At 71.4% G+C, this 24,382-nt stretch carries 19 protein-coding genes; 16 read left to right on the top strand and 3 right to left on the bottom strand.

Annotation, left to right across the window (positions count from 1 at the left end):
• Positions 1-16: 16 nt before the first annotated feature.
• Genes HDA41_RS37715 through HDA41_RS37725 form a run of 3 tightly spaced genes read left to right on the top strand, consistent with a single transcriptional unit; the run spans position 17 to position 5,594 of the window.
• A complete protein-coding gene (locus tag HDA41_RS37715) occupies positions 17-1,285 on the top strand; it encodes an aspartate aminotransferase family protein (protein ID WP_184992120.1) in 1,269 nt (422 codons plus the stop codon).
• Positions 1,282-4,158, top strand: a complete 2,877-nt coding sequence (locus HDA41_RS37720) for an FAD-binding and (Fe-S)-binding domain-containing protein (RefSeq protein ID WP_184992122.1) — start codon at positions 1,282-1,284, stop codon at positions 4,156-4,158. The genes HDA41_RS37715 and HDA41_RS37720 overlap by 4 nt, the downstream gene beginning before the upstream one ends.
• Positions 4,155-5,594, top strand: a complete 1,440-nt coding sequence (locus tag HDA41_RS37725; RefSeq protein ID WP_184992124.1) for an NAD-dependent succinate-semialdehyde dehydrogenase — start codon at positions 4,155-4,157, stop codon at positions 5,592-5,594. Before HDA41_RS37720 ends, HDA41_RS37725 begins: the two co-directional genes overlap by 4 nt.
• Positions 5,595-6,132: 538 nt before the next feature.
• Here the strand turns inward: HDA41_RS37725 and HDA41_RS37730 are convergent.
• Together HDA41_RS37730 and HDA41_RS37735 are read right to left on the bottom strand one after the other, a co-directional pair.
• Positions 6,133-6,879 (bottom strand): IclR family transcriptional regulator, encoded by a 747-nt coding sequence (locus HDA41_RS37730; RefSeq protein ID WP_184994070.1) that lies wholly within the window; start codon positions 6,877-6,879, stop codon positions 6,133-6,135.
• 296 nt (positions 6,880-7,175) lie between these two features.
• Positions 7,176-7,922, bottom strand: a complete 747-nt coding sequence (locus HDA41_RS37735; protein WP_184994072.1) for an IclR family transcriptional regulator — start codon at positions 7,920-7,922, stop codon at positions 7,176-7,178.
• Positions 7,923-8,204: 282 nt separating this feature from the next.
• Here HDA41_RS37735 and solA point away from each other — a divergent pair, with 282 nt between their 5' ends.
• From solA to HDA41_RS37800, 13 genes are all read left to right on the top strand, one after another.
• A complete protein-coding gene (gene solA / locus HDA41_RS37740; RefSeq protein ID WP_184992126.1) occupies positions 8,205-9,341 on the top strand; it encodes an N-methyl-L-tryptophan oxidase in 1,137 nt (378 codons plus the stop codon).
• A 12-nt stretch (positions 9,342-9,353) separates the two neighbouring features.
• Positions 9,354-10,325 (top strand): succinylglutamate desuccinylase/aspartoacylase family protein, encoded by a 972-nt coding sequence (locus HDA41_RS37745; protein WP_230299704.1) that lies wholly within the window; start codon positions 9,354-9,356, stop codon positions 10,323-10,325.
• A gap of 83 nt (positions 10,326-10,408) precedes the next feature.
• Positions 10,409-11,512 carry an ABC transporter substrate-binding protein gene (locus HDA41_RS37750; RefSeq protein ID WP_184992130.1) on the top strand — a complete coding sequence of 368 codons (1,104 nt, stop codon included), beginning with the start codon at positions 10,409-10,411 and terminating at the stop codon, positions 11,510-11,512.
• Complete coding sequence (locus HDA41_RS37755; RefSeq protein ID WP_184992133.1) at positions 11,505-12,644, top strand: ABC transporter ATP-binding protein; 1,140 nt, start codon at positions 11,505-11,507, stop codon at positions 12,642-12,644. Before HDA41_RS37750 ends, HDA41_RS37755 begins: the two co-directional genes overlap by 8 nt.
• Before the next feature lie 3 nt (positions 12,645-12,647).
• Positions 12,648-13,544: an ABC transporter permease gene (locus HDA41_RS37760; protein ID WP_184992135.1), complete on the top strand. Its 897-nt coding sequence runs from the start codon at positions 12,648-12,650 to the stop codon at positions 13,542-13,544.
• Positions 13,541-14,407 carry an ABC transporter permease gene (locus HDA41_RS37765; RefSeq protein ID WP_184992137.1) on the top strand — a complete coding sequence of 289 codons (867 nt, stop codon included), beginning with the start codon at positions 13,541-13,543 and terminating at the stop codon, positions 14,405-14,407. Before HDA41_RS37760 ends, HDA41_RS37765 begins: the two co-directional genes overlap by 4 nt.
• Positions 14,404-15,759 carry an aminotransferase class III-fold pyridoxal phosphate-dependent enzyme gene (locus HDA41_RS37770; protein ID WP_184992139.1) on the top strand — a complete coding sequence of 452 codons (1,356 nt, stop codon included), beginning with the start codon at positions 14,404-14,406 and terminating at the stop codon, positions 15,757-15,759. Before HDA41_RS37765 ends, HDA41_RS37770 begins: the two co-directional genes overlap by 4 nt.
• A 29-nt stretch (positions 15,760-15,788) precedes the next feature.
• Positions 15,789-16,742: a succinylglutamate desuccinylase/aspartoacylase family protein gene (locus HDA41_RS37775; RefSeq protein ID WP_184992141.1), complete on the top strand. Its 954-nt coding sequence runs from the start codon at positions 15,789-15,791 to the stop codon at positions 16,740-16,742.
• Complete coding sequence (locus tag HDA41_RS37780; protein WP_184992143.1) at positions 16,739-18,202, top strand: aldehyde dehydrogenase family protein; 1,464 nt, start codon at positions 16,739-16,741, stop codon at positions 18,200-18,202. Before HDA41_RS37775 ends, HDA41_RS37780 begins: the two co-directional genes overlap by 4 nt.
• On the top strand, positions 18,199-19,137 hold the full coding sequence (locus HDA41_RS37785; protein WP_184992144.1) for an aldo/keto reductase: 939 nt from the start codon (positions 18,199-18,201) through the stop codon (positions 19,135-19,137). Before HDA41_RS37780 ends, HDA41_RS37785 begins: the two co-directional genes overlap by 4 nt.
• A 45-nt stretch (positions 19,138-19,182) precedes the next feature.
• Positions 19,183-19,848, top strand: coding sequence for a haloacid dehalogenase type II (locus tag HDA41_RS37790; protein WP_184992146.1), 666 nt, complete (start codon positions 19,183-19,185; stop codon positions 19,846-19,848).
• A 43-nt stretch (positions 19,849-19,891) separates the two neighbouring features.
• On the top strand, positions 19,892-21,175 hold the full coding sequence (locus HDA41_RS37795) for an NAD(P)/FAD-dependent oxidoreductase (protein ID WP_184992148.1): 1,284 nt from the start codon (positions 19,892-19,894) through the stop codon (positions 21,173-21,175).
• 140 nt (positions 21,176-21,315) lie between these two features.
• Entirely contained in the window at positions 21,316-23,295 is a 1,980-nt protein-coding gene (locus HDA41_RS37800; RefSeq protein ID WP_184992150.1) for a heavy metal translocating P-type ATPase, read from the top strand.
• Between the two features lie 9 nt (positions 23,296-23,304).
• Here HDA41_RS37800 and HDA41_RS37805 read toward each other — a convergent pair whose 3' ends face one another.
• A complete protein-coding gene (locus tag HDA41_RS37805) occupies positions 23,305-24,372 on the bottom strand; it encodes a LacI family DNA-binding transcriptional regulator (protein WP_184992152.1) in 1,068 nt (355 codons plus the stop codon).
• Positions 24,373-24,382: the final 10 nt, after the last annotated feature.

A 24,382-nucleotide genomic window follows, 5' to 3' on the forward strand; every position in this document is an offset into this window, starting at 1 on the left:
ATGGCCGGGAGACAACATGACCGCACTGTCGCCGCACCTTCGCCAGGCCACACCCGTGGTGGCGGCCCGGGGCGAGGGCGTCCACCTCTACGGTGAGGACGGCCGCCGCTACCTCGACTTCACCGCCGGCATCGGCGTCACCAGTACCGGGCACTGTCACCCCAAGGTCGTGGCGGCGGCGCAGGAGCAGGTGGGCACGCTGATCCACGGCCAGTACACCACCGTCATGCACCAGCCGCTCCGCCGTCTCGTCGACAAGCTGGGCGAGGTGCTGCCGGCCGGCCTCGACAGCCTGTTCTTCACCAACTCCGGCAGCGAGGCCGTCGAGGCCGCACTGCGGCTCGCCCGCCAGGCCACCGGCAGGCCCAACGTCATCGTCTGTCACGGCGGTTTCCACGGCCGTACCGTCGCCGCCGCATCCATGACCACCTCCGGCATCCGCTTCCGGTCCGGGTTCTCCCCGCTGATGAGCGGCGTGGTCGTCACCCCGTTCCCGACGGCCTACCGGTACGGCTGGGACGAGGAGACCGCCACCCGCTTCGCCCTGCGGGAGCTCGACTACACCCTCCAGACGATCTCGTCGCCCGCCGACACGGCCGCGATCATCGTCGAGCCGGTGCTCGGCGAGGGCGGCTACGTGCCCGCGAACCGCGCCTTCATGGAAGGGCTGCGCGAGCGCGCGGACCGGCACGGCGTCCTGCTGATCTTCGACGAGGTGCAGACCGGCGTCGGCCGCACCGGACGCTTCTGGGGCCACGACCACTTCGGCGTCACGCCCGACATCCTCGTCACGGCCAAGGGCCTGGCCAGCGGCTTCCCCATCTCCGGCATCGCCGCCTCCGAGGAGCTGATGGCCAAGGCATGGCCAGGCTCGCAGGGCGGCACGTACGGCGCCAACGCCGTCGCCTGCGCCGCCGCCTGCGCGACCCTCGACGTCGTACGCGACGAGAAGCTCGTCGAGAACGCCGAGGCGATGGGCAAGCGGCTGCGTCACGGCCTGGAGGCGGTGGCCGACCGGACCCCCGGCATCGGCGACGTCCGCGGTCTCGGACTCATGCTCGCCACCGAGTTCGTCACCGAGGACGGCAGCCCCGACTCCGAGACCGCCGCCCGCGTGCAGCGCGCCGCCATCGACGAGGGCCTGCTCCTGCTGCTGTGCGGCGCCTGGAACCAGGTGGTCCGCATGATCCCGGCGCTCGTCATCGACGAGGCGGGCGTGGACGAGGGTCTCCAGGCCTGGGCGAACGCCGTGGAGGCCGGTACGTCGGGAGCGGCGGAGCGATGACGACAGCCACCCGCGACCTGGCGGGTCTGACGGACCGCATCGCCGAGATCGCGCCCGGCCTGCGGGTGGAGACCGGTCCGGGGGCGACGGGCCCTTACGCCTACGACGCCTCGAACTACCGTGTGCTGCCGCGGGCTGTGGCTTTCCCGCGCACCGCCGACGACGTGGTCGCGGTGCTGCGGGCCTGCCGGGAGGCGGGCGTCCCGGTCACGGCCCGGGGTGGTGGCACGAGCATGGCGGGCAACGCGGTCGGGGTCGGTGTGGTCCTCGACTTCTCCCGGTACATGAACCGGATCCTGGACATCGACGTCGAGGCGCGTACCGCGCGCGTCGAGGCCGGTGTGGTCCTCGACGCGCTGCGCGGGGCGACCGCGCTGCACGGGCTGGACTTCGGCCCCGACCCCTCCTCGCACAGCCGCTGCACCCTCGGCGGCATGATCGGCAACGACGCGTGCGGCAACCGGTCGGTGCGCGACGGGCGGACCAGCGGCCACGTAGAGGCCCTGGAGATCGTGACGGCGGACGGCGTGCGGGCCGTCGCCGACCACTCCGGGCTGCGTGCCGCAGAGCCGGGCGACGCGGAGGCTGTGCGGCGCGTCGCCCGGCTCGAAGCCGACCTCAGGCGGCTGGTCGAGGACAACCTGGCGCTGATCCGGACCGAGCTGGGCCGCATCCCGCGTCAGGTCTCCGGCTTCCAGCTGCAGCACCTGCTGCCCGAGAACGGCTTCGACATGGCCCGCGCGCTCGTGGGCACCGAAGGCACCTGTGCGGTCGTCACCGCCGCGACGGTCCGCCTGGTGGCGACCGCACAGGCATCCACACTGCTGACGCTCGGCTACGCGGATGTGGTCGAGGCGGCCGAGGACGTGCCGGAGATCCTGCGCTTCTCGCCCAGCGCGGTGGAAGGCATGGACGAGGCGATCGTCGCCACCATGCGCGCCCGCCGCGGCCCGGACTCCGTCACCGGTCTGCCCGAGGGGAGCGCCTGGCTGTACGTCGAGCTCGAAGGCGACGACCAGACCGCGGTCAACGCCCGCGCCGCTGAGCTGCTCGAGGCTCTCAAGGCCCGGGGGCGGATGACCGGCGGCCGGGTCGTCGAGAGCCCGGCCGAGCGGCGTTCGCTGTGGCGGGTACGCGAGGACGGGGCCGGCCTGGCCGCCCGGCTCGTGGACGGCGGGGAGTCCTGGCCCGGCTGGGAGGACGCCGCCGTCGCCCCCGAGAACCTCGCCGCCTACCTGCGCGACTTCCGTAAACTGCTGACCATCCACGACCTGACCGGTGTGCTCTACGGGCACTTCGGCGCGGGATGTGTCCACGTACGCATCGACTTCGACCCGGCCACCGAGTCCGGGCGGGCGGTCATGCGCCGCTTCCTGACCGAGGCGGCCGCGCTGGTCGTCGGGCACGGCGGCACGCTGTCGGGTGAGCACGGTGACGGGCGGGCGCGCAGCGAGCTGCTGGAGGTCATGTACAGCCACCGCATGATCACGGCCTTCGCCGCGTTCAAGCAGACCTTCGACCCCGACGGGCTGCTCAACCCCGGCGTGATCGTCGACCCGGCGCCCTTGGACGCCGACCTCGCGCTGCGGGAACTCCCGCTGCTGGACACGACGTTCGGCTTCCCCCACGACGAGGACGGATTCGCCGGCGCCGTACGCCGCTGTGTCGGTGTGGGCCGTTGCCGCAGTGACGCGGGCGGGGTGATGTGCCCGAGCTACCGGGCCACGGGTGAGGAGAACGACTCCACCCGCGGCCGGGCCCGCATGCTCCAGGAGATGGTGCGCGGCGAGGCCGTCCAGGACGGCTGGCGCTCCACCGAGGTGCGTGAGGCGTTGGATCTGTGTCTGTCGTGCAAGGCCTGCTCCAGTGACTGCCCGGTCGGCGTCGACATGGCCACGTACAAGGCGGAGTTCCTCCACCAGCACTACAAGGGCCGTCTGCGCCCCCGTTCCCACTACTCACTCGGCTGGCTGCCCAGGACCTCCGCCCTGGCCGGATACGCCGCACGGCCGGTCAACGCACTGCTGCGCGGGCCGGTCGGGCGGCTGCTCGCCCGTCTCGGCGGCGTCACGACGAAGCGCACCATCCCCGCCTTCGCCTCGCGCCGCACCCTGCGCAGGACCCTGCGCGCCGCCAGAACCGCCGAGCCGGCGAAGGCCGTGCTCTTCGTCGACAGCTTCACCCGCGCCTTCCGTCCCGAGGTCGCGGGAGCGGCGAGCCGTGTGCTGGCCGACGCCGGTATCCCCTGCGCGCCGCAGGACGGACTGTGCTGCGGGCTGACCTGGGTCAGCACCGGACAGCTGAACGTCGCCCGCAAGATCATGGCCCGCACGGTCACCGCGCTCGACGACGGTGACGACCGGCCGATCATCGTGGCCGAGCCGAGCTGCGCCGCCGCGTTGAAGCGTGACGTCCCCGAACTGCTCGGCACCGAGGCCGCCCAGCGCGTAGCGAGCCGCGTCCACACCTTCACCGGGGCCCTCACCGACCTCGCCGACCAGGACTGGAGCCCGCCGCCGCTGCCCGAGAACGTCGTACTCCAGACCCACTGCCACGAGTACGCCACCTTCAAGGGCCGCCGTCCGGCCGACCTGCTGCGCCGGCTCGGCGTGCGCGGCGTCGACGAGGCCGAGGGCTGCTGCGGACTCGCCGGCAACTTCGGATTCGAGGCAGAGCACTACGACACCTCCATGGCCGTTGCCGAGCTCGCCCTGAAACCCCGCATCGACCACCTCGACGGACGCACCGTCGTGGCCGACGGCTTCAGCTGCGCCACCCAGATCGACCACCTCGCCGACGGCCGGGACATCCGCGCTCTGCACCTCGCGGAACTCCTCGACCCCGCCGCCGATCAAACAGGAGAGACATCATGACCGAGGTACTGAACCAGTTGTTCATCGGCGGTGCCTGGGTGGACGCCGCGGACGGCGCCACCATGCCCGTCGACGACCCCGCGACCGGCGAGATCCTCTGCCACGTCGCCGACGCGGGCCCCAAGGACGCCCGGCTCGCCGAGGAGGCCGCCGTCCAGGCCCAGGCCGAGTGGGGACGTACCGCGCCCCGGGCCCGCAGCGAGATCCTGCGCCGCGCCTACGAACTCATCATCGAGCGCACCGACGAACTCGCCCACCTGATGACGGCCGAGATGGGCAAGCCGCTCGCCGAGGCCAGGGGAGAGGTGGCCTACGCCGCCGAGTTCTTCCGCTGGTTCTCCGAGGAAGCCGTCCGCATCGACGGCGGCTGCGGCACCCTGCCCGACGGCCGCAACCGCATGCTGCTCTCCCGCCGCCCGGTCGGCCCCTGCCTGCTGATCACGCCGTGGAACTTCCCGCTGGCCATGGGCACCCGCAAGATCGGCCCGGCGATCGCGGCGGGCTGCACGATGATCCTCAAGCCGGCCCCGCAGACCCCGCTGTCCAGCCTCGCCCTGGCCGGGATCCTCAAGGAGGCCGGGCTGCCGGACGGTGTGCTGAACGTCGTCACCACCTCCCGCGCAGGAGAGGTCTGCGAACCCCTCCTGCGCGGCGGCCGGATCCGCAAGCTGTCCTTCACCGGTTCCACGGGCGTCGGCCGGCTGCTGCTCGCCCAGTGCGCCGACACGGTCGTACGCACCTCGATGGAGCTGGGCGGCAACGCCCCGTTCATCGTCTTCGACGACGCCGATCTGGACGTGGCCGTGGACGGAGCGATGGTCGCCAAGATGCGCAACATGGGCGAGGCATGCACCGCCGCGAACCGTTTCTTCGTGCACCGGTCGGTGGCCGAGGAGTTCGGCCGGCGGCTCGCCGAGCGGATGGGCGCGCTCGTGGTGGGCCCCGGCACCCGGGACGGTGTCGACGTCGGCCCGCTGATCGACGCCACCGGACGCGCCAAGGTCGCGGAGCTCGTCGCCGACGCCGTGGAGCGCGGCGCCCGCGTGCTCGTCGGCGGCCGTACGCCGGAAGGGCCGGGCTGCTTCTACCCGCCGACCGTGCTCGCCGACGTCGACCCCGGCAGCCGCCTGATGGACACGGAGATCTTCGGCCCCGTCGCGGCGATCCTCACCTTCGACGACGAGGACGAGGTACTGCGCCGCGCCAACGACACGCCGTGGGGTCTGGTCGGTTACGTCTTCACCCAGGGGCTGGACCGCGGCCTGCGCGTCAGCGAGGGTCTGGAGGTGGGCATGGTGGGCCTGAACACCGGCCTCGTCTCCAACCCGGCCGCGCCGTTCGGCGGGGTCAAGCAGTCCGGCCTGGGCCGCGAGGGCGGCCGGGTCGGGATCGACGAGTTCCTGGAGTACCAGTACCTCGCGGTGCCCGTGCGATGACGGCGTTTCCGCCCTGACGCACGCCCCATCGCGCACCGCGCGGGAAGAGCCCCCGCGTGCCCGGCCCACTCCCCCCGGGCCGCACGCGGGTCGCCCCGTGCCCGGGCCTCCCCCCGGCCCGGGCACGGGGCACACAGCCGACACGCCCGGGCGCCGCTGAGACCACCCGAGCGTGCGCGCCGCCTGGTCCAGCGGCAGGAACGTGAGGACGTCGAGGTCGTCACCGCCGACTACGACCTCGTGGACAGCGACGACGAGATCGTCGAGGCGTACGCGGCGGCCCTGACACCGCGCACCCGTGTCCTTCGGATCACCCACATGTCCCACGGGACGGGACGGGACGGGACGGGACGTGTCGGGTCGTGCCGGCGAGGCGGCTGTGCCGGCTGGCGAAGGACAACGGGACGCTCACCGTGGTGGACGCCCAGACCTTCGCGCAGGCGCCGGTGAGCTTCCGTGACCTGGACTGCGACTTCTTCATCACCCCACGTCTACATGGGCGAGGGCGAGCTCGACCGCTGTCACGCGTGCCGGGCTGTCACGCGCCCAGTCGGCGGCCGCTGATGCCGGACGCCGTGTCGGCGACCAGGCGGCCCCACTCGGGCAGCCGGTCGGCGTCATAGCGGGAGTCCGGCATGGAGACGGCCACGGAGGCGAGCGGTGTGCCGTTCTCGTCGAGGACGGGTGCGGCGATCGCGCAGACATCGGGGCGGTACTGGTTGCGGTTGACGGCGTAGCCGTCCGTGCGCACCCGCTTCAGCTCGGCGCGCAGCTCGGCCGGGTCGACCGTCGTCGCGTCGCTGTAGCGCTCCAGCCTCTGGGCGACCAGTTCGTCCACGTCGGCGGGCGGCAGATGGGCCAGGATCGCGCGCCCGGTGGCGGTTGCGTGCAGGGGAGAGGTGTCGCCGATCGCGTAGTACGTCCGCACCGCGTGCGCGCAGTCCACCCGGTCGACGACGACCATGCACTGCAAGGCGTCCGGTACCGACAGGTGAATCGTCTCGTTCAGCGCGTCCCGCAGCCGGATCATGGGCTCCCTCGCCGCCGCGAACAGGCTCGATCCCTGAAGCGCCGCCGGACGAACGGCGAGCACCCGGGCGCCGATCTCCCAGCGGGTGGTGTCCTGGCGGTTCGCCCGTAGCCATCCCGCCTCGTTCAGGCTGACCAGCGTGCGCTGCACCGTCGACTTGGGCAGACCGAAGAGCTTCGTCAACTCGCCCACCGTCACCGGCTGGTGGTGGGCGACCGCCTCCAGGATGCGCAGCGACCTGGTCACGCTCTTCATTTCCATCGGGGCCCCGTCAGTCTTCGTTCGCCGGTCTCGACCTCTTGACTCCCTCCCGGAGCCGCAGGCATGATCGTGCCGGATTCTAGCATGTCGTTCCACAATGCGGCACGCGTGCAGGATCCTCCCGCGGTGATGGACGGTGGTGGCGCCCTGACTGCGCCTGCCCCCGCGGGGCGGCCCCCTGTGCCCGGCCGTCCTCCGGCCGGGCACAGGGCGGCGGCTGCCGTCCGAACGTGAGAAAAGGGCCGGCCTCCACGCTGATGCGTGAGGGCCGGCCTCTTGTCGGTGCTCGTTCAAACGCCCATGCGGCGCCCCGTGATCTCCGCGGCGGCGTCGGCGACCAGGCGGCCCCACTCGGGTAGCCGGTCCGCGTCGTAGCGCGAGTCGGGCATGGAGATGGCCACGGTGGCCAGTGGTGTGCCCTCCTCGTCCAGGACGGGTGCGGCGATCGCGCAGACGTCCGGCCGGTACTGGTTGCGGTTGACCGCGTATCCGTCGATGCGGATCCGGTCCAGCTCGGCGCGCAGCTCGTCCGAGTCGGTGAGCGTCGTGTCGCTGTAGCGCTCCAGCCCCTGCGCGATGAGCTCCTCGACGTCCTGCTTCGGCAGGTGGGCCAGGACGGCGCGCCCGGTCGCGGTGGCGTGCAGCGGCGAGGTGTCGCCGACGGTGTGGAACGTCCGGACGGCGTGACTGCAGTCCACGCGGTCCACCACGACCATGCACTGCAGGGCGTCCGGCACCGACAGGTGGATCGTCTCGTTCACCGCGTCCCTCAAGCGGACCATGGGCTCGCGCGCTGCGGCGAACAGGCTGGACCCCTGGAGCGCGGCGGGCCGTACGGCCAGGACACGAGCGCCGATCTCCCAGCGGGTGGTGTCCTTGCGGTTGGCCCGCAGCCAGCCGGCCTCGGCCAGTGTGACCAGGGTGCGCTGCACGGTCGACTTCGGAAGGCCGAAGAGCTTCGTCAGTTCCCCCACGGTGACCGGCTGATGCTGGGCGACCGCCTCCAGGATGCGCAGCGACCTGGTGACGCTCTTCATTTCCATCCGGTTTCCCCCTGTTAATCCTCAGAATCTCTCGCGGACACCTCTTGACTCCCCTGGGAGCCACTGTCATTCTCTGTGCCAGATACTAGCACAGCGTTCCACAATGTGGCACGGCCTCCGGGAGGCCCCGAGGCCGCAGCCGGAACTCCGAGACAGGGCGCTCACGAGCCGAGGTCCCCCCGAAGGACCCGCCCCCTCCGCCCGAAACCACCTCGAATCGAACAGCCTCACGCAGGGGGCTCAGCATGCGCCCCGGCGATACGAAAGGAAAGCCCCGTGTCAGCTGCCAGGAAGCGAGTCGCCGTCGTCGGCGTGGGAACCATGGGCAGCCAGGCCGCCTGGCGCCTCGCGGCCCGTGGTGCGGAGGTCGTCGCCTACGACCGCTTCGCCCCCGGCCACGACCGCAGCGCCGCCGGCGGCGAGACCCGCATCTTCCGCAGCGCGCACTTCGAGGACTCCCGGTACGTCCCGCTCCTCAAGCACGCCGACATCCTGTGGGAGCAGCTCCAGCAGGAGACCGGCCGCGAGCTGCGCCGCCTGACCGGATGCCTGCTGATGGGGTCCACCGAGCACCAGCAGATGGCCACGGTCCTGGAGTCCATCGCCGAGCACGGCCTCGATCACGAGGTGCTCGACGCCGAGGCCATGGCCAAGCGCTTCCCGCAGTACCGGCTGGAGGACGGCGACGCGGCCGTGCTCGACCGCCGTGCCGGCTTCATCCGGCCCGAGCTGACCGTCCAGACCGCGGCCCGGCGCGCCGAGCAACTGGGTGCCCGTATCGAGCGCTACACGCCGGTGCGCGAGATCACCCCGGCCGGCGGCGGGGTGGAGGTACGCACCGACGCCGGCAGCGAGCGCTTCGACGCGGTCGTCGTCACCGTCGGCCCCTGGGTGAACGACCTGCTTCCCGACCTGCCGTGGGAGGTGGACATCCGCCGCCTGATCAGCGCCTGGTACGTCCCCACCACCGACGCCTGGTTCGGTGAGGAGCGCCCCGCGTTCATCCGCACGACCCCCACGCACTGCTACGGACTGCCCTCCCCGGACGGCGTCTCCGTCAAGCTCGGCCTGTCCCGCGCGTTGCACAAGCCCGCCGGCGACCCCGACGCGCTGGACCGCACCGTCCAGCCGGAGGAGCTGGACATCTTCACCGAGCAGATCCGCCACCACCTGCCGGATCTGCACCCGGACCCGACCCGCCTGGCCGTCTACATGGAGGGCTACACCGAGAGCAGCCGCCCGCTGATCGGTCCGCTGCCCGGCGCCGACAACGTCGTCCTGCTCGCGGGCTTCTCCGGCCACGGCTTCAAACTCTCACCCGCCTTCGGGGACATCGCCGCCGACCTCGCCCTGGAAGGCCGCACCTCCCAGCCGATCGACTTCATCAGCACGCTCGGCCGCACCACCGCCTGAATGAGGAACGACATGACACTCACCGTAGGCCCGCTGCGGGCCGAGCCGGGCCGCAAGACCCGCGGGGTGCTCCCCGTGGACCTCGGACCCACGACCGTCGAGATCCCCCTCGTCCTGGTCAACGGCTCCCGCCCCGGACCCCGGGTCGTCATCACCGGCGGCGTCCACGGCGGCGAGTTCGTCGGCATCGACGCGGCCACCCGCCTGGCCGGGTTCCTGGAGCCGGACGACGTCACCGGCCAGGTGCTGATCTGCCCCGTGGCCAACCCGCCGGCCGTGTACGACGGCCGCCTGGGCAAGTCCCCGCTGGACGACGTCAACATCAACCGCGTCTTCCCCGGCGACCCCGCCGCAGGGCCCACCGAGCGGCTGGCGGCCTGGCTGTTCGAGCACGTCATCTCCGGTGCCGACGCCTACGCGGACCTGCACAGCGGCGGTATCGACGAGACCCTGCTCGACTTCGTCGGCTACCGTCTGACCTCCGACGCGGAACTGGACGCCAGGACGCGGGCCATGGCCCACGCCGTCGGCTACGAACGAGTCCTGTTCGGCCGCAACGCCGAAGGCGGCAACAGCCACGCCGCGGCCGCCCGGCAGGGCATCCCCGCCCTCCTCATCGAGACCGGTCAGCTCGGCGAACGCGACCCCGCCCAGGCACGGGCCCTGCTCGACGGCCTGTACCGGCTGCTGCACCACCTCGGTGTCGTCGAGGCGCCGCAGCACGTCGCACCGGTGACCGCGCCGCCGCGCGACTGGGTCTGGACCGGCTCCGTCGTCTCACCGGCCACCGGCCTGTGGTACCCGGACGCCGCGACCGGCGACGAGGTGACCGCGGGTCAGCCCGTCGGCCGCGTCATCGACCCGGCCGACGGCAGCGAACACAAGGTCACCGCCACCGCCACCGGACAGATCCTCTACGGCATGAACGGGCTCACCGTCGCCCCCGGCGCCGAACTCGCCGCCATCGCGGTGCCGCACGACTGACCGGCACCGCCCACAGACCCGCCCCCCGAACCACCACTCACCTCGAACAGCTGGTCCCCACGCGCCATTTCAGGAGATTTGTCATGAGTGATCCCGTGATCGGCCGCAGAGCGCTCCTGCGCGGAGCAGGCGGCCTCGCCGCCCTCGCCGCCGTGCCCTCCCTCGCTGCCTGCGGCACCGGCACCAGCCGGGCCTCGTCCGGCAGCGCCAAGGGCGGCGGCAAGTCGGTGGTCGTCCGCGACAGCGGAGGCACCTTCGGGGAGGCCCTCCAGAAGGCGGTCTACACGCCGTTCACCCAGGAGACCGGCATCACCGTCCAGGTGGTCAACCTCCAGGGCACCCAGATGCTGGCCCAGATCAAGCAGGGCCGCCCCCAGTTCGACCTCATCAACAACTCGATGATGGACCACATCAAGTTCGCGGCCCAGGACGCACTGGAGCGGCTGGACACCGACCGGATCAAGAGCCTCAAGAGCGCCAAGATCCCTCAGAACCAGATCACCGACCATGCCGTCGGCAACAGCTTCTACGGCCAGTGCATGGCGTACCGCACCGACGCCTTCGGCGGCCGCAAGCCGGAGTCATGGGCGGACTTCTGGGACACCAAGGCGTTCAAGGGCAGCCGCTCGATGTGCAACCCGGACGCCGACCTGCCCGAGCTGGAGTTCGCACTGCTGGCCGACGGCGTCCCCATGGACAAGCTGTACCCGCTCGACCTGGACCGCGCCTTCAAGGTGCTGACCCGGCTCCGGTCCGACATCAAGAAGTTCTGGGACAGCGGCCCGCTCCCCGGCGTGCTCCTCAGCCGCCAGGAAGTGACGATGTCCACCGTCTGGGACGGCCGGATCGCCGACCTGCAGAAGCAGGGCGTCCCCGTCGCACGGCAGCTCAACGGCATGCGCCGCCAGTTCCAGGGCTACGGCATCGCCAAGGGCGCGGCCCATGTGGACGCCGCCTACCAGCTCATGGACTACTCGCTGCGTCCCGAGGTCCAGGCCCGCCTGGCGAAGACCTTCCCGTCGAACCCGTCTTCCCCGGTGGCCTACGAGAAGCTCACCAAGGAGGAGCGCAACACTCTCGCCGGTGCGCCGCAGTACTACGACAAGGGCTTCGACGCGGACATCAACTGGTGGATCAAGAACGAAGCGACCGTCACCAAGCGCTGGTTGGAGTGGGCTCGTGGCTGAATTCGGTGTAGTCACACCGTCCGTCGAGGTGGCCGGTGGCAAGCTGCCCACCGCGACCGGCAAACCGCTGTCGGTGGTGGCCCTGCGCAAGACGTACGGGGACGTCGTCGCCGTCGACGAGGCGTCCATGGAGATCGCGGCGGGGGAGTTCGTCACCTTCCTCGGGGCCTCGGGGTCGGGCAAGACCACGACGCTGATGATGATCGCGGGCTTCTGCGAACCCGACTCCGGCACCATCACCGTCGGGGACCGCGACGTCACCCGGCTCGCTCCGCAGAAGCGCAACCTCGGCTTCGTCTTCCAGCAGTACCTGCTCTTCCCGCACATGACGGTGAGCGAGAACGTCGCCTTCCCGCTCACCCTGCGCGGGGTGCCGAAGGACGAGATCCGCCGCCGGGTGGGGGAGACCCTGGAGATCGCGGGCCTGTCCGGGTTCGGCGGTCGTCGTCCCCGGGAGCTGTCCGGTGGCCAGCAGCAGCGTGTCGCCCTGTGCCGGGCGCTGGTCTACCGCCCGCCGGTGATTCTCATGGACGAGCCGCTGGGCGCCCTGGACAAGAAGCTCCGCGACCAACTGCAGATCGAGATCAAGGCGATCCAGCAGGAACTCGGCCTGACCGTCATCTATGTGACACATGATCAGGAGGAGGCGCTGGTCTTGTCGGACCGCATCGCGGTGATGCGCAACGGCCTGATCGAGCAGTTCGACACGCCGCGGGAGCTGTTCGAGCGCCCGAGAACCCCGTTCGTGGCGGACTTCCTCGGCGCGGCCAACTTCCTGCCCGGCCGCGTGCTGCAGAACACCGACGAGCACACCGTGGTCCGCCTCGATGCGTCCGGCGGCCTGCTGAAGGCACGACGCCACGAGCTGGCCTCCGGTACCCCGGTCGAGGTCGCCGTGCAGCCGGGCCGGCTGCGGGCCTGCGCCCCGGACGACGGTTTCTGTACCGGCACGGTCGAGACCGCCACGTATGTGGGCACGCTGGTACGCGCCGGCGTGCGGATCGACGGCGGTGACGCGCCGCTGCTGCGCCTGGAAGTACCGGCCGGCCGCGGCCCCGTCACCGGCGAGCGGGTCGGCATCACCGTCGACCCCGACGACGTCAACCTCTTCCCCGTCGAACAGGGCGGGTGAGCCATGGCCGCCACCCTGACCGCCACCGCCCCCACCCCAGCCCGCTCGCGCAAGCTGCTGGCCTCCCGCAGAACGAGGGTCGGCATCCTCTACGCACTGCCGGTCGTCGTCTATCTGCTGGTGCTGTTCGTCTACCCGATCTTCAGCACGCTGTTCCTCAGCCTGAAGAACACCGACGGATCGCTGACGCTGCACTGGTACGCCGACGCGCTGACCGGCATCAACCTCTCGGTGCTGTTCACCACGCTGCGGATCTCCGCGGAGACGGCGCTGTTCAGCCTGCTCTTCGGGTTCATCCTGGCCAACGCGATCTCCCGGCTCAAGCCCCTGTGGGCCGGCGTGGCCATGCTGATCGTGGTCGTGCCGCACTTCATCAGCGCCCTGGTGCGCACCTACGGCTGGATCATCCTGCTCGGTGACAAGGGCCTGGTGAACGAGACCCTGGGGTGGGTGCCAGGAGCGCCCTTCCAGCTGCTCTACAACGAGATCGGCGTGGTCATCGGCACCACCTCGGTGATGCTGCCGTACACCGTGCTGCTGCTGTACGGAGTGATGCGCGGCGTGGACCGCCGCCTGCTGGCGGCGGCGGCGAGCATGGGCGCCGGGCGCGTGACCATTTTCCGCCGGGTCTACCTGCCGCTGGTCGCCCCTGGCCTGGCCAGTGCCGGACTGCTCAGCTTCATCCTGTCCCTGGGCTACTACATCACCCCCGCCCTGATGGGTGGCCCCAACCAGACGATGATCGCCTCCCTCATCAACCAGCAAGTGATGAAACAGAACCAGTGGAACGGCGCGGCGGCTGAGGGTGTCATCCTGCTGCTGCTCACCTTCGCCGGACTGCTGCTGGTCAGGCTCATCACCTCGCTCGGCGCCAGCCGGAAGAAGAGGAGCGCGTCATGATGGAACTGCGCAGAACCCTCGCCGGGCGGATCGCCCTGACCGCGGTCGCCACCGTCATCCTGCTGTTCCTGGCCCTGCCGATCATCGTCATCCTCGTCACCTCCTTCAGCGACAACGCCTTCGCGGCGTTCCCGCCCAACGCCTGGACGCTGCACTGGTACACGTCGCTGTTCGCCGACGGCAGCAAGTGGCCGGCCGCACTGTCGCTGAGCGCACTGGTGGCCTGCCTGAGCACCGTGTTCTCACTGATCATCGGCGTGACCGCGGCGACCGCCCTGACCCGCAGCGAACTGCCGCTTCGCTCCGCGGTCTACGCCCTGGTCCTCGGACCGCTGCTCATCCCGCAGATCGTCACCGCCCTGGGCCTGTTCCTGCTCTTCGAACCGGCCTCGATGCTGGGCAGTCCGCTCGCGATCGCCCTCGGGCACACCGTGCTGGCCTCGCCGATCGCGGTGCTGATCCTGGTGGCGACCCTGCGCGGGATCGACGAGCGGCTGGAGGACGCCGCCGCCAGCATGGGCGCCGGCCGGCTGACCATCGCCCGGCGGATCACCTTCCCCCTCGCCGCCCCCGGCATGATCGCCGCGGCGATCTTCTCCTTCATCACCAGCTTCGACGAGTTCTACATCTCGCAGTTCCTGTCCTCGGTCGACACCGTCACGCTGCCGGTGCAGATCTACAACTCCCTGACCTTCGACATCGACCCCAGTGTGACCGCGATCAGCGCGATTCTGATCGCCTTCGCGATCCTCGCCCTCGTCCTGGTGGCGCTGGTGCGCTGGCTCGGCTCGGGACGGCAGGACTCCCCACTGTCGGTCGAGAACACGGCAGGGATCGCAGCCCCCGGAGGTGAGGCCGTATGACCGCCACCGCTCAGCGGCACCTGCTGCTGAACATGACCGCGAACGGATCGCTCGCGAAGCCCGGCAAGGACCTCTTCGTCGTGCGCCACGGCGAGGGCCCCTACGTCGACGACACGGCCGGCAACCGCTACATCGACGGCCTGTCCGGGCTGTACTGCTGCCAGATCGGCTACTCCTACGCCGACGAGATCGCCGAGGCGGCCCAGAAGCAACTGCGCGAACTGTGCTACAGCCCGCTGTGGTCGGATTCCGCGCACCCCACCGGCCTGGCTCTCGCGGAGCGTCTGGCCGCTCTGGCCCCCGACGGCATCGAGCACGTCTTCTTCAGCGGCGGCGGCGCCGAGGCGGTGGAGACCGCATGGAAGATCGCCCGCAGGTACCACACCCTGCGCGGCGAGACGGGCCGGACCAAGGCCATCTCCCGGCGCGGCGCCTACCACGGCCTGACCCTCGGGGCACTGTCCTTCACGGACGACCCCGGACTCACCGAGCCGTACGGGCCGCCCGCGGTGGAGACCCACTTCGTCGCCAACACCAACCGGACCGCCCTGGAACAGCCCCTCGATGAGGGGGCCTTCACCGCGTACCTGCTCGCGGACGTGGAGGCCACGGTCCTCGCGGCGGGACCGGAGTCGGTCGGGATGCTCATCGCCGAGCCGGTGCAGAACCGGGGCGGCTGCATCACCCCGCCCGCCGGCTACTGGGAGGGCCTGCGCCGACTGGCCGACCGGTACGGCTTCCTGCTGGTCGCCGACGAGGTCATCACCGCCTTCGGCCGGCTGGGGGAGTGGTTCGGCGGCGAGTGCTACGGGGCTCGTCCGGACATCGTCACCGTCGCCAAGGGCATCACCGCCGGCTATGCCCCGATGGGCGCGACCCTGGTCTCGGGCCGCGTCGCGGAGGTGATCAACCGGCCGGGCGAGGTCCTCAACCACGGCTACACCTTCAGTGGCCACCCGCTGAGCGCGGCCATCGCCCTGCGCAGCCTGGAGATCATGGAGCGGGACCGCATCCTGGACAACGTCCGCGGCCACCAGGACCACCTCGCCCAGCGCATGACCTCCCTCGGGGACCTGCCGATCGTCGGCGACGTCCGCGGTGCCGGATACTTCTACGCCCTCGAACTCGTCGGCGACCTCGACGGCGGCGGCTTCAGCGACACCGCGCGCGCCGCGCTCGTCGCCGACCTGATCCCGCGCCGGCTGCGCGAGGCCGGGCTGCTCGCCCGCGTCTACAACCGTGCCGCCCCGCTGGTCCAGATCGCGCCCCCGCTGATCAGCGACCGTCCACTCCTCGACCGTATCGCCGACATCATCGCGGACACCCTCGACGAGGCCTCCGCCCGCCTGTGATCCAGCATTCGCGTATTGAAAGGAACGACATGTACTCCATCGGTTCCCTGACCGTCGCCCCGGGCGAGCGCGCCCAGGGTCTGATCCCGGTCGGCACCAGCAGCTACGGCGTGGAGCTGGGCATCCCGCTCATCGTCGTCAACGGCACCGAGGACGGCCCGGTGCTGTGTGTGGACGCGGGCGTGCACGGTGACGAGTACGACGGGCAGGAGGCCATCCGCCGCGTCCTCGCCGACATCGACCCGGCCACCCTGCGCGGCACCCTCGTCGGCATCCCCTGCATGAACACCCCCGCCTTCGAGGCGGCGGCCCGCACCAGCGGCCTGGACTACCTCAACCTCAACCGCATCTTCCCCGGCGACGCGGAGGGCTCGTATTCGCTGCGCCTGGCCGCTACCTTCGTCGAGCAGGTCGTGCCCGCCATCGATGCCCTCGTCGACCTGCACACGGGCGGCACGTTCGGTGAGATCGCCCCGCTCGTCATCCTCCAGGGCGGCTATGAGGAGCTCGCCACGGACCTGGCTCTCGCGGCCGGGCACGAGCTGGTCTGGAAGGGCGGCAAGTGGGGCGGCACGGTCCGCCACCCCACCCTGGCGGCGGGCAAGCCCGCCGTCACCATCGAGGCGGGCGGCGGCACCTACCGCGAACAGAACGTCGCCCTGCACGTCCACTCGATCCGCAACATCATGCGCCAACTCGGCATGATCGACGGCGAGGCGGAGCTACGCGACAGTTACACGACCGTCTCGGGCACCTTCGCCCGGTCCGCCGCCGGCGGCTTCTTCCTCGGCCACGCCGAGCCCGGCGAGACCTGCAAGGAAGGCGATCTGATCGCCCAGATCGTCGACCACTACGGCAACACGCTGGAAGAGGTGCGCGCCCCACAGGACGGCATCGTGCTCTGGGTGCGCCGGATCCGCACCGTCCGTCCGGGCGACGAGGTCGTCATCTTCGGCGAGGTGCAGGGAGAGATTCAGCCATGAGCGGCGAACTCCCGCTGACCGAGCTGCTGTTGATCGACGGAAAGCAGGTCTCTGCCGCCGACGGCCGGAGCTTCACGGTTCTCGACCCGTCGGACGGCACGGCTCTCGCCGAGGTCGCCCACGCCGGCCCGGCTGACGTCGACCAGGCGGTGGCGGCGGCGCGCGCGGCGTTCACCTCGCCCGAGTGGGCCCGGATGCGCGCCGCGGACCGGGGCAGGCTCCTCCTGCGCATCGCGGAGGCGATCCGGCGCGAGGGCGAGTGGCTGGCGCGCCTGGAGTGCCAGGACGTCGGCAAGCCGCTCAGCCAGGCCAAGGCCGATGTCGAGGCCGCCGCCCGCTACTTCGAGTTCTACGCGGGCTTCGCCGACAAGCTCGGCGGTTCCACGATTCCGCTGGGCCCGGGGCTGATCGACTACACCGTGCGCGAGCCGATCGGGGTCTCCGGCCAGATCATCCCGTTCAACTACCCGCTGCAGAACACCGCGAGGGGCTCCGCCCCGGCGCTGGCCGCGGGCTGCGCGGTCGTGCTCAAACCCTCTCCCGAGGCGCCGCTGACCCCGCTGGAGATCGGTCGTATCGCACTGGAGTGCGGGCTGCCACCCGGCGTCCTCAACGTCGTACCCGGCGACGGCGAGACCGGCGCCGCCCTCGCCGGGCACCCCGGCATCGACCAGGTCACCTTCACCGGCTCGGTGCCGACCGGCATCAAGGTCGCCCAGGCGGCCGCCGCCAACGTGGTGCCCTCCGTGACCGAGCTGGGCGGCAAATCGCCGTTCGTCGTCTTCGCGGACGCCGACTTCGACCTGGCCTTGCAGGCGATCCTGGGCGCGTCGTTCAGCAACGCCGGGCAGATGTGCTCGGCGGGCACCCGGCTGCTGCTCCAGCGCGGCGCCGAGGAGTTCCTGGACCGCCTGGCCGAGAAGATCGCGGGCCTGCGCGTCGGACCGGGTCTCACGGACCCGGACATCGGCCCGCTGGTCGCCGCCCGCCAGCGCGACCGGGTCCTCGAGTATCTGGAACTGGCCCGGCAGGAAGGCGCTGTGGCGCGGGTCGGGGGAGGCGCCCCGGCCGCCCCCGAACTCGCCGACGGCTACTACGTCGAGCCGACCGTCCTCACCGGCCTGACCAACCAGGCCCGGTGCGCCCGCGAGGAGATCTTCGGCCCCGTCGTCACCGTCATCGAGTTCGACGACGCGGACGAGGCCCTGCAGATCGCCAATGACAGCCCGTACGGCCTGTCCTCCTACGTCTGGACCCGCGACATCGACAAGGCGATGCGTCTGGCCGAAGGCATCCGGGCCGGCCAGGTCCACGTCAACGCCACCGGCGTCGGCACCGGCGTCGAGTTGCCCTTCGGCGGCTACAAGCACAGCGGCTGGGGCCGGGAGAAGGGCCTCGAAGCGCTGGCGAGCTACACGCAGACGAAGAACGTCTGCATCGGATTCGGGGATCGGTCATGAGGTATCGCACGCTGGGCGAACGCGGCCCGGCCGTCTCCGTCGTCGGCGTCGGCGGCAACAACTTCGGCTCCCGCCTCGACGAGGACGGCACGAAGGCCGTCGTCCACGCCGCCCTCGACGCCGGGATCACCCTGTTCGACACCGCCGACATGTACGGCGGGTTCGGCGAACAGGGTGGCATGCGCGGTGACGGCGAACGCCTTCTCGGCGCCGCCCTGAAGGGGCATCGCGACGACGTCGTCCTGGCCACCAAGTTCGGCATGGAGATGGGGCCGGAGGCCGACCTGTACGGCCGACGGGGTGCCCGCCCCTACATCCGGTACGCCGTCGAAGCCTCGCTTCGCCGCCTCGGCACCGACCGCATCGACCTGTACCAGTACCACGAGCCGGACGGCGTCACCCCGCTGGAGGAGACGGTCGCCGCCCTGACCGAGCTCGTGGACGAGGGAAAGATCGGGTACATCGGCTGCTCCAACCTGCCGGCCGAGCGGCTCACCGACGCCTTCGTGTCCACCCAGGCCCGCTACCACCTGCTCGACCGCAGCGTGGAGAACGACCTGATCCCCGCATGCCTGCGCCACGGCATCGGCCTGCTGCCGTACTACCCGCTGGCCAACGGCCTGCTCAGCGGCAAGTACCGGCGTGGCCAGGAGCCCCCGCCCGGCAGCCGGCTGTCCTGGCGGCAGGGCTGGCTCACCGACGCGGCCCTCGACCGTGTCGAGGCGCTCACCGCGTACGCCGCCGAGCGCGGCCTGACCCTCCTCCAGGTCGCCGTGGGCGGACTGGCCGCACTGCCCGCGGTCGGCTCGGTCATCTGCGGCGCCATGACCCCGGCGCAGGTCACCGCCAACGCGGCGGCGGCCGACTGGCTCCCCGACGCGGCCGACCTCACCGGACTCGACGCGATCGTCGCCCCCGGCGAACAAGTCGTCTGAAAACCCGAAGTCCCTTCCTGATTCCCTGAATTGAGGCTAGACACCATGCGAGAGATCGTCACCTTCGACGCCTACGGCACCCTGGTCGACTTCCAGCTCGGCCCCACCACCCTGAAGGTCCTGGAGGACCGGCTGGACCTGGACAACCTGGACGTCGACGAGTTCCTCGACGACTTCCGCGTCATGCGCTTCCAGGCCGTCCTGGAGGCCTACCGCCCGTACCGCGAGATCCTGCACTCCAGCCTGCGCAACGCCATGCGCCTGCACGGCCTGGAGTACCGCGAGTCCGACGGTGACGCCCTGGTCGACGCCGTTCCCACCTTCGGCCCGTTCCCGGAGGTCCCGGAGGCACTGCGCCAGCTCAAGACCAGGTACGAGATCGCCATCATCTCCAACACCGACGACAACCTGATCGCGCGTAACGTGGAGAACATCGGCGTGGAGTTCGACCACGTCATCACCGCCCAGCAGGCCGGCGCCTACAAGCCCGACCGGCAGACCTTCGAGCACGCCTTCAAGACCATCGGCGTCGAGCCCTCGCAGGTCATCCACACCGCCCAGGGCTGGGAGTACGACCACATCCCCACCCGTGACCTGGGCCTGAAGCGCCGGGTGTGGATCAACCGCTTCGGCCGCCCCGGCAGCGCCGACTACCAGCCCTACGACATGCTGCCCGACCTGTCGGGCCTGCCGAAGCTGCTCGGCTGCTGACAGCCCGGCGACACAGGACCGAGAACACGACAGGACGCACGCCATGAAACAGATCCCCTACTGGCTCGACACCGCTCCCGCCCTGCCCGACCGCTCCGGGAAGGACCTGCCCGCCGAGGCGGACGTGGTGGTCATCGGCGGCGGCCTCACCGGCCTGTCCACCGCCTACCACACCGCCCGCAAGGGAGCCCGGGTCGTCCTCGTCGAGAAGGACAAGGTCGGCTCGGGCGCCTCCGGCCGCAACGGCAGCATGTGCACCCAGGGCCTCACCATCAGCCCCGGTGAGGCCCGCAAGCGCTACGGTCAGGAGCGCGCCCGCGAGCTGTACGACTCCTTCCGCGAGGCGGTCGACGTGGTCGAGGAGCTCACGCGGACGGAGCAGATCGACTGCGACTTCCACCGGGCGGGCCGGCTCGGTGTGGCCTTCAAGCCCCAGCACTTCGAGTCGATGCGGGCCACCCAGCGCGACCTGGCCGACAACTTCGGCCACGAGACCCAGCTCCTGACCCGCGGCGAGCTGAAGGCGGAGCTGGGCTCGGACTACTACCACGGCGCCCTGCTCGATCCGCTCAGCGCCGCCCTGCACGTGGGCAAGTACGTCCACGGCCTCGCGGAGGCCGCCGAGCGGGCCGGTGCGGAGATCCACGAGCGCAACGCGGCCACCGGCCTGACCCGTCTGCCCGGCGGCGGTTTCGTGGTCGAGACCCTGAACGGCACGATCCGTGCCCAGCAGGTCATGGCCGCCACCGACGCCTACACCGACAAGGCGCTGCCATGGTTCCGCAAGCGGCTGATCAACGTCGGCAGCTTCATCATCGTCACCGAGCCCCTCGGTGAGGCACGCGCCAAGGAATTGATCCCGAACGCCCGTCTGGTGGTCGACTCCAAGAACATCGGCCACTACATCCGCCTCACCCCCGACAACCGTCTCGCCTTCGGCGGCCGGGCCCGCTTCGCCCCCTCCGACCCGGCCTCCGACGTCAAGAGCGGCGACATCCTCAAGCGGGAGATGACGGAGATCTTCCCGCAGTTGGCGGGTGCGCGGGTCGACTACGTGTGGGGCGGCATGGTCGGCTTCTCCTGGGACCGCCTCCCGCACGCGGGCGAGGCCAACGGCCTGTACTACTCGATGGGCTACTGCGGCCACGGCGTCCAGATGGCCACCTACATGGGCCGCGCGGTCGCCGAGATGATGGACGGCAGGCCGGAGGCCAACCCCCTGCGCGGCCTCGGCTTCCCCAAGGTCCCCGTCCCCTTCTACAGCGGGACCCCCTGGTTCCTGCCGTTCGGCGGCGCCTACTACAAGGTGAAGGACAAGCTGCGCTGAGCCGTCCCGGCGCCGGGGGTCCTTTCGTGACGGCTCGCGGAAGCCCCCCGGCCGCCCGACAACTGAATGAAGACATGAATCAGTCTTCATGTGTTCCTGTATGGTGAGGAAGTCATGCGTTCCCGCCTGAAGGACCCCCGATGACCTCCACGCTCACGCCGCAGCCGGTCGAACGGGCGAAACCCGCCCGCACCGGGGCCGCGCCCCGGCGGCGTACCCGTGTCCTCGCGCTCCCCGAGGCGCGCTGGGCCGCTGCCTCCACCGTCTTCTTCCTGCTCGCCCTGCCCCTGCAGCTGACCGGCGCCCCCGCCTGGACGTGGGGCCCGCTCTACGCCCTGTCGTACGTCACGGGCGGCTGGGAGCCGGGCTGGGAAGGCCTCAAGGCACTGAAGGAGCGCACCCTCGACGTCGACCTGCTGATGGTCGTCGCCGCACTGGGCGCGGCGGCGATCGGGCAGGTCATGGACGGCGCCCTGCTCATCGTCATCTTCGCCACCTCCGGCGCCCTGGAGGCGCTGGCCACCGCCCGCACCGCCGACTCCGTCCGCGGCCTGCTCGATCTCGCCCCCGCCACGGCCACCCGGCTGACCCCTGACGGCGGCGAACAGACCGTGCCCGTGGAGGAGCTGGCGGTCGGCGACACCGTCCTCGTCCGCCCCGGTGAGCGCGTCGGCGCCGACGGCCGCGTGCTGGACGGGGCGAGCGACGTGGACCAGGCCACCATCACCGGCGAGCCGCTCCCCGCGGCGAAGGAGCCGGGCGACGAGGTCTTCGCGGGCACCCTCAACGGCACCGGCGCCCTGCGGGTCCGGGTCGAGCGCGACGCCTCCGACTCGGTGATCGCCCGGATCGTCCGGATGGTGGAGGAAGCGTCCGAGACCAAGGCGCCCACGCAGCTGTTCATCGAGAAGGTCGAACAGCGTTACTCGCTGGGCATGGTGGCCGCGACCCTGGCCGTCTTCCTGGTGCCGCTCGCCTTCGGCGAGCAGCTCACCGACGCGCTGCTGCGCGCCATGACCTTCATGATCGTGGCCTCTCCGTGCGCGGTCGTGCTGGCCACCATGCCGCCCCTGCTGTCGGCCATCGCCAACGCCGGACGGCACGGCGTGCTGGTGAAGTCGGCCGTGGTGATGGAGCGGCTCGGCCAGGTGGACGCGGTCGCGCTGGACAAGACCGGCACGCTGACCGAGGGCAGCCCGCGCGTCACCGATGTCCGGCCGCTGCCCGGATCCGGCCTGGCCGAAGCCGAGTTGCTGACGCTGGCGGCGGCGGCCGAGCGGCCCAGCGAGCATCCGCTGGCCCGGGCGGTCGTGGACGCGGCCCGCGAGCGCGGTCTCGACCTGCCCGGCGCCGAGGACTTCACCTCCGCGCCCGGAATCGGAGTGACCGCCGTCGTGAACGGCCGAGGGGTCGCCGTCGGCGCCCCGGCCCGCCTGCTGGACGGCGCGGACGGCACGGTCACCGCCGTCGCCGAGGAACTGGAGGAGTCCGGCCGTACCGCCGTCCTGGTCCTCGTCGACGGCGCCCCCGCCGGGCTGCTCGGCATCGCCGACCGGCTGCGCCCGGACGCCGCCGCCACCGTCGCCGCGCTCACCACGCTCACCGGCACCGCCCCGACGCTCCTCACCGGCGACAACCCCCGGGCCGCCGCACACCTCGCCGCCGAGGCCGGCATCGACGACGTGCGCGCCGGGCTGCTGCCGCAGGACAAACTGACGGCCGTCCAGGAGATGGAGCGCGCGGGCCGCAAGGTGCTGGTCGTCGGGGACGGCGTCAACGACGCACCCGCCCTGGCCGCCGCCCACACCGGGATCGCCATGGGCCGGGCCGGCTCCGACCTCGCCCTGGAGACCGCCGACGCCGTGATCGTGCGCGACGAACTCGCGGCGGTCCCCACCACCGTCGCCCTCTCGCGCCGCGCGCGCAGGCTGGTCGTCCAGAACCTCGTCATCGCCGGGGTGTTCATCACCGGCCTCGTCGTCTGGGACCTGGCCGGGAACCTGCCGCTGCCGCTGGGCGTCGCCGGCCACGAGGGCTCCACGGTCCTGGTCGGCCTGAACGGCCTGCGGCTGCTGCGGGAGACGGCCTGGCAGCGGGCCTCCGCCGAGGGAAGCGACTGACGAACGCCGTCAGTTCACCGTCGGAGGGCCGCTGCTGGCACGCACCACGAGGTCCACGGGGACGAGCGTGTCGACGAGGGACATCTCCCCGGGACCGTCGATGCGGTCCAGGAGGAGCCGCAGGGAACGGGTGCCGATCTCGGCGAAGTCGGTACGGACGGTGGTCAGCGGCGGCAGGAGATGCGCGGCCTCGGGGATGTCGTCGTAGCCGACGACGCTGACGTCCCCGGGGACGGACCGCCCTGACTCGTGCAGCGCGTGCAGCAGGCCCAGGGCCATCTGGTCGTTCGAGGCGAACACCGCCGTCACCTCCGGGCGCCGGGCCAGCCGACGGCCCAGGTCGTAGCCGGAGTCGGCGCTCCAGTCCCCGGCCAGCGGGGCCGGGACATCGGCACCGGCCGCCTGGAGCGTCGACCGCCAGCTCTCCAGCCGGTGGTCGGCGGAGGTCCAGCCGGCGGGGCCCGCGATGTGCCAGACCGTGGTGTGCCCGAGGCCGAGGAGGTGCTCGGTGGCCTTGCGGGCGCCGGTCCGGGAGTCGCCGGTGACCAGGGGCGTGCTGGCGTCTAGGGCGTTCTCCAGCACCACCAGGGGAGTCCCGAGGTCGGCCTGCGCCAGGGCCCGGCCCACCCACTGCTGCGGGGCGATCGCGATGACGCCGTCGGCGCCCTCGGCCGACAGCCGGTTCACGGCCTCGACGACGGTGTCGTGGTCGGCCGTGTCGAGCGCGATGGAGCTCACCAGGTAACCGGCCTCCTGGGCAGCGGTGTTGATGGCGGTCAGAATGGACGCGGGCCCGTACCGGGCGGCGTCGAAGGAGATGACGCCGAGCATCCGGGTCCGGCCGCTGGCCAGCGACCGCGCGCTGCGGCTGGGCCGGTAGCCGAGCGTGCGCATGGCGTCCAGGACCGCCTCGCGTGTCTCGGGGCGGACGGCCGGATGGTCGTTGAGCACCCGGGAGACCGTCTGCTTGGAGACGCCGGCCAGCCGGGCCACGTCGGCCATCACCGGCCGCGCCCCCGCGAAGTTGCGCCTGCTGCGGCCCTTGGGCACAGGGCTGTCGGTGGCGCTCGGTGTCATGACGGGTGAT

Source organism: Streptomyces caelestis (assembly GCF_014205255.1).
GTDB lineage: Bacteria > Actinomycetota > Actinomycetes > Streptomycetales > Streptomycetaceae > Streptomyces > Streptomyces caelestis.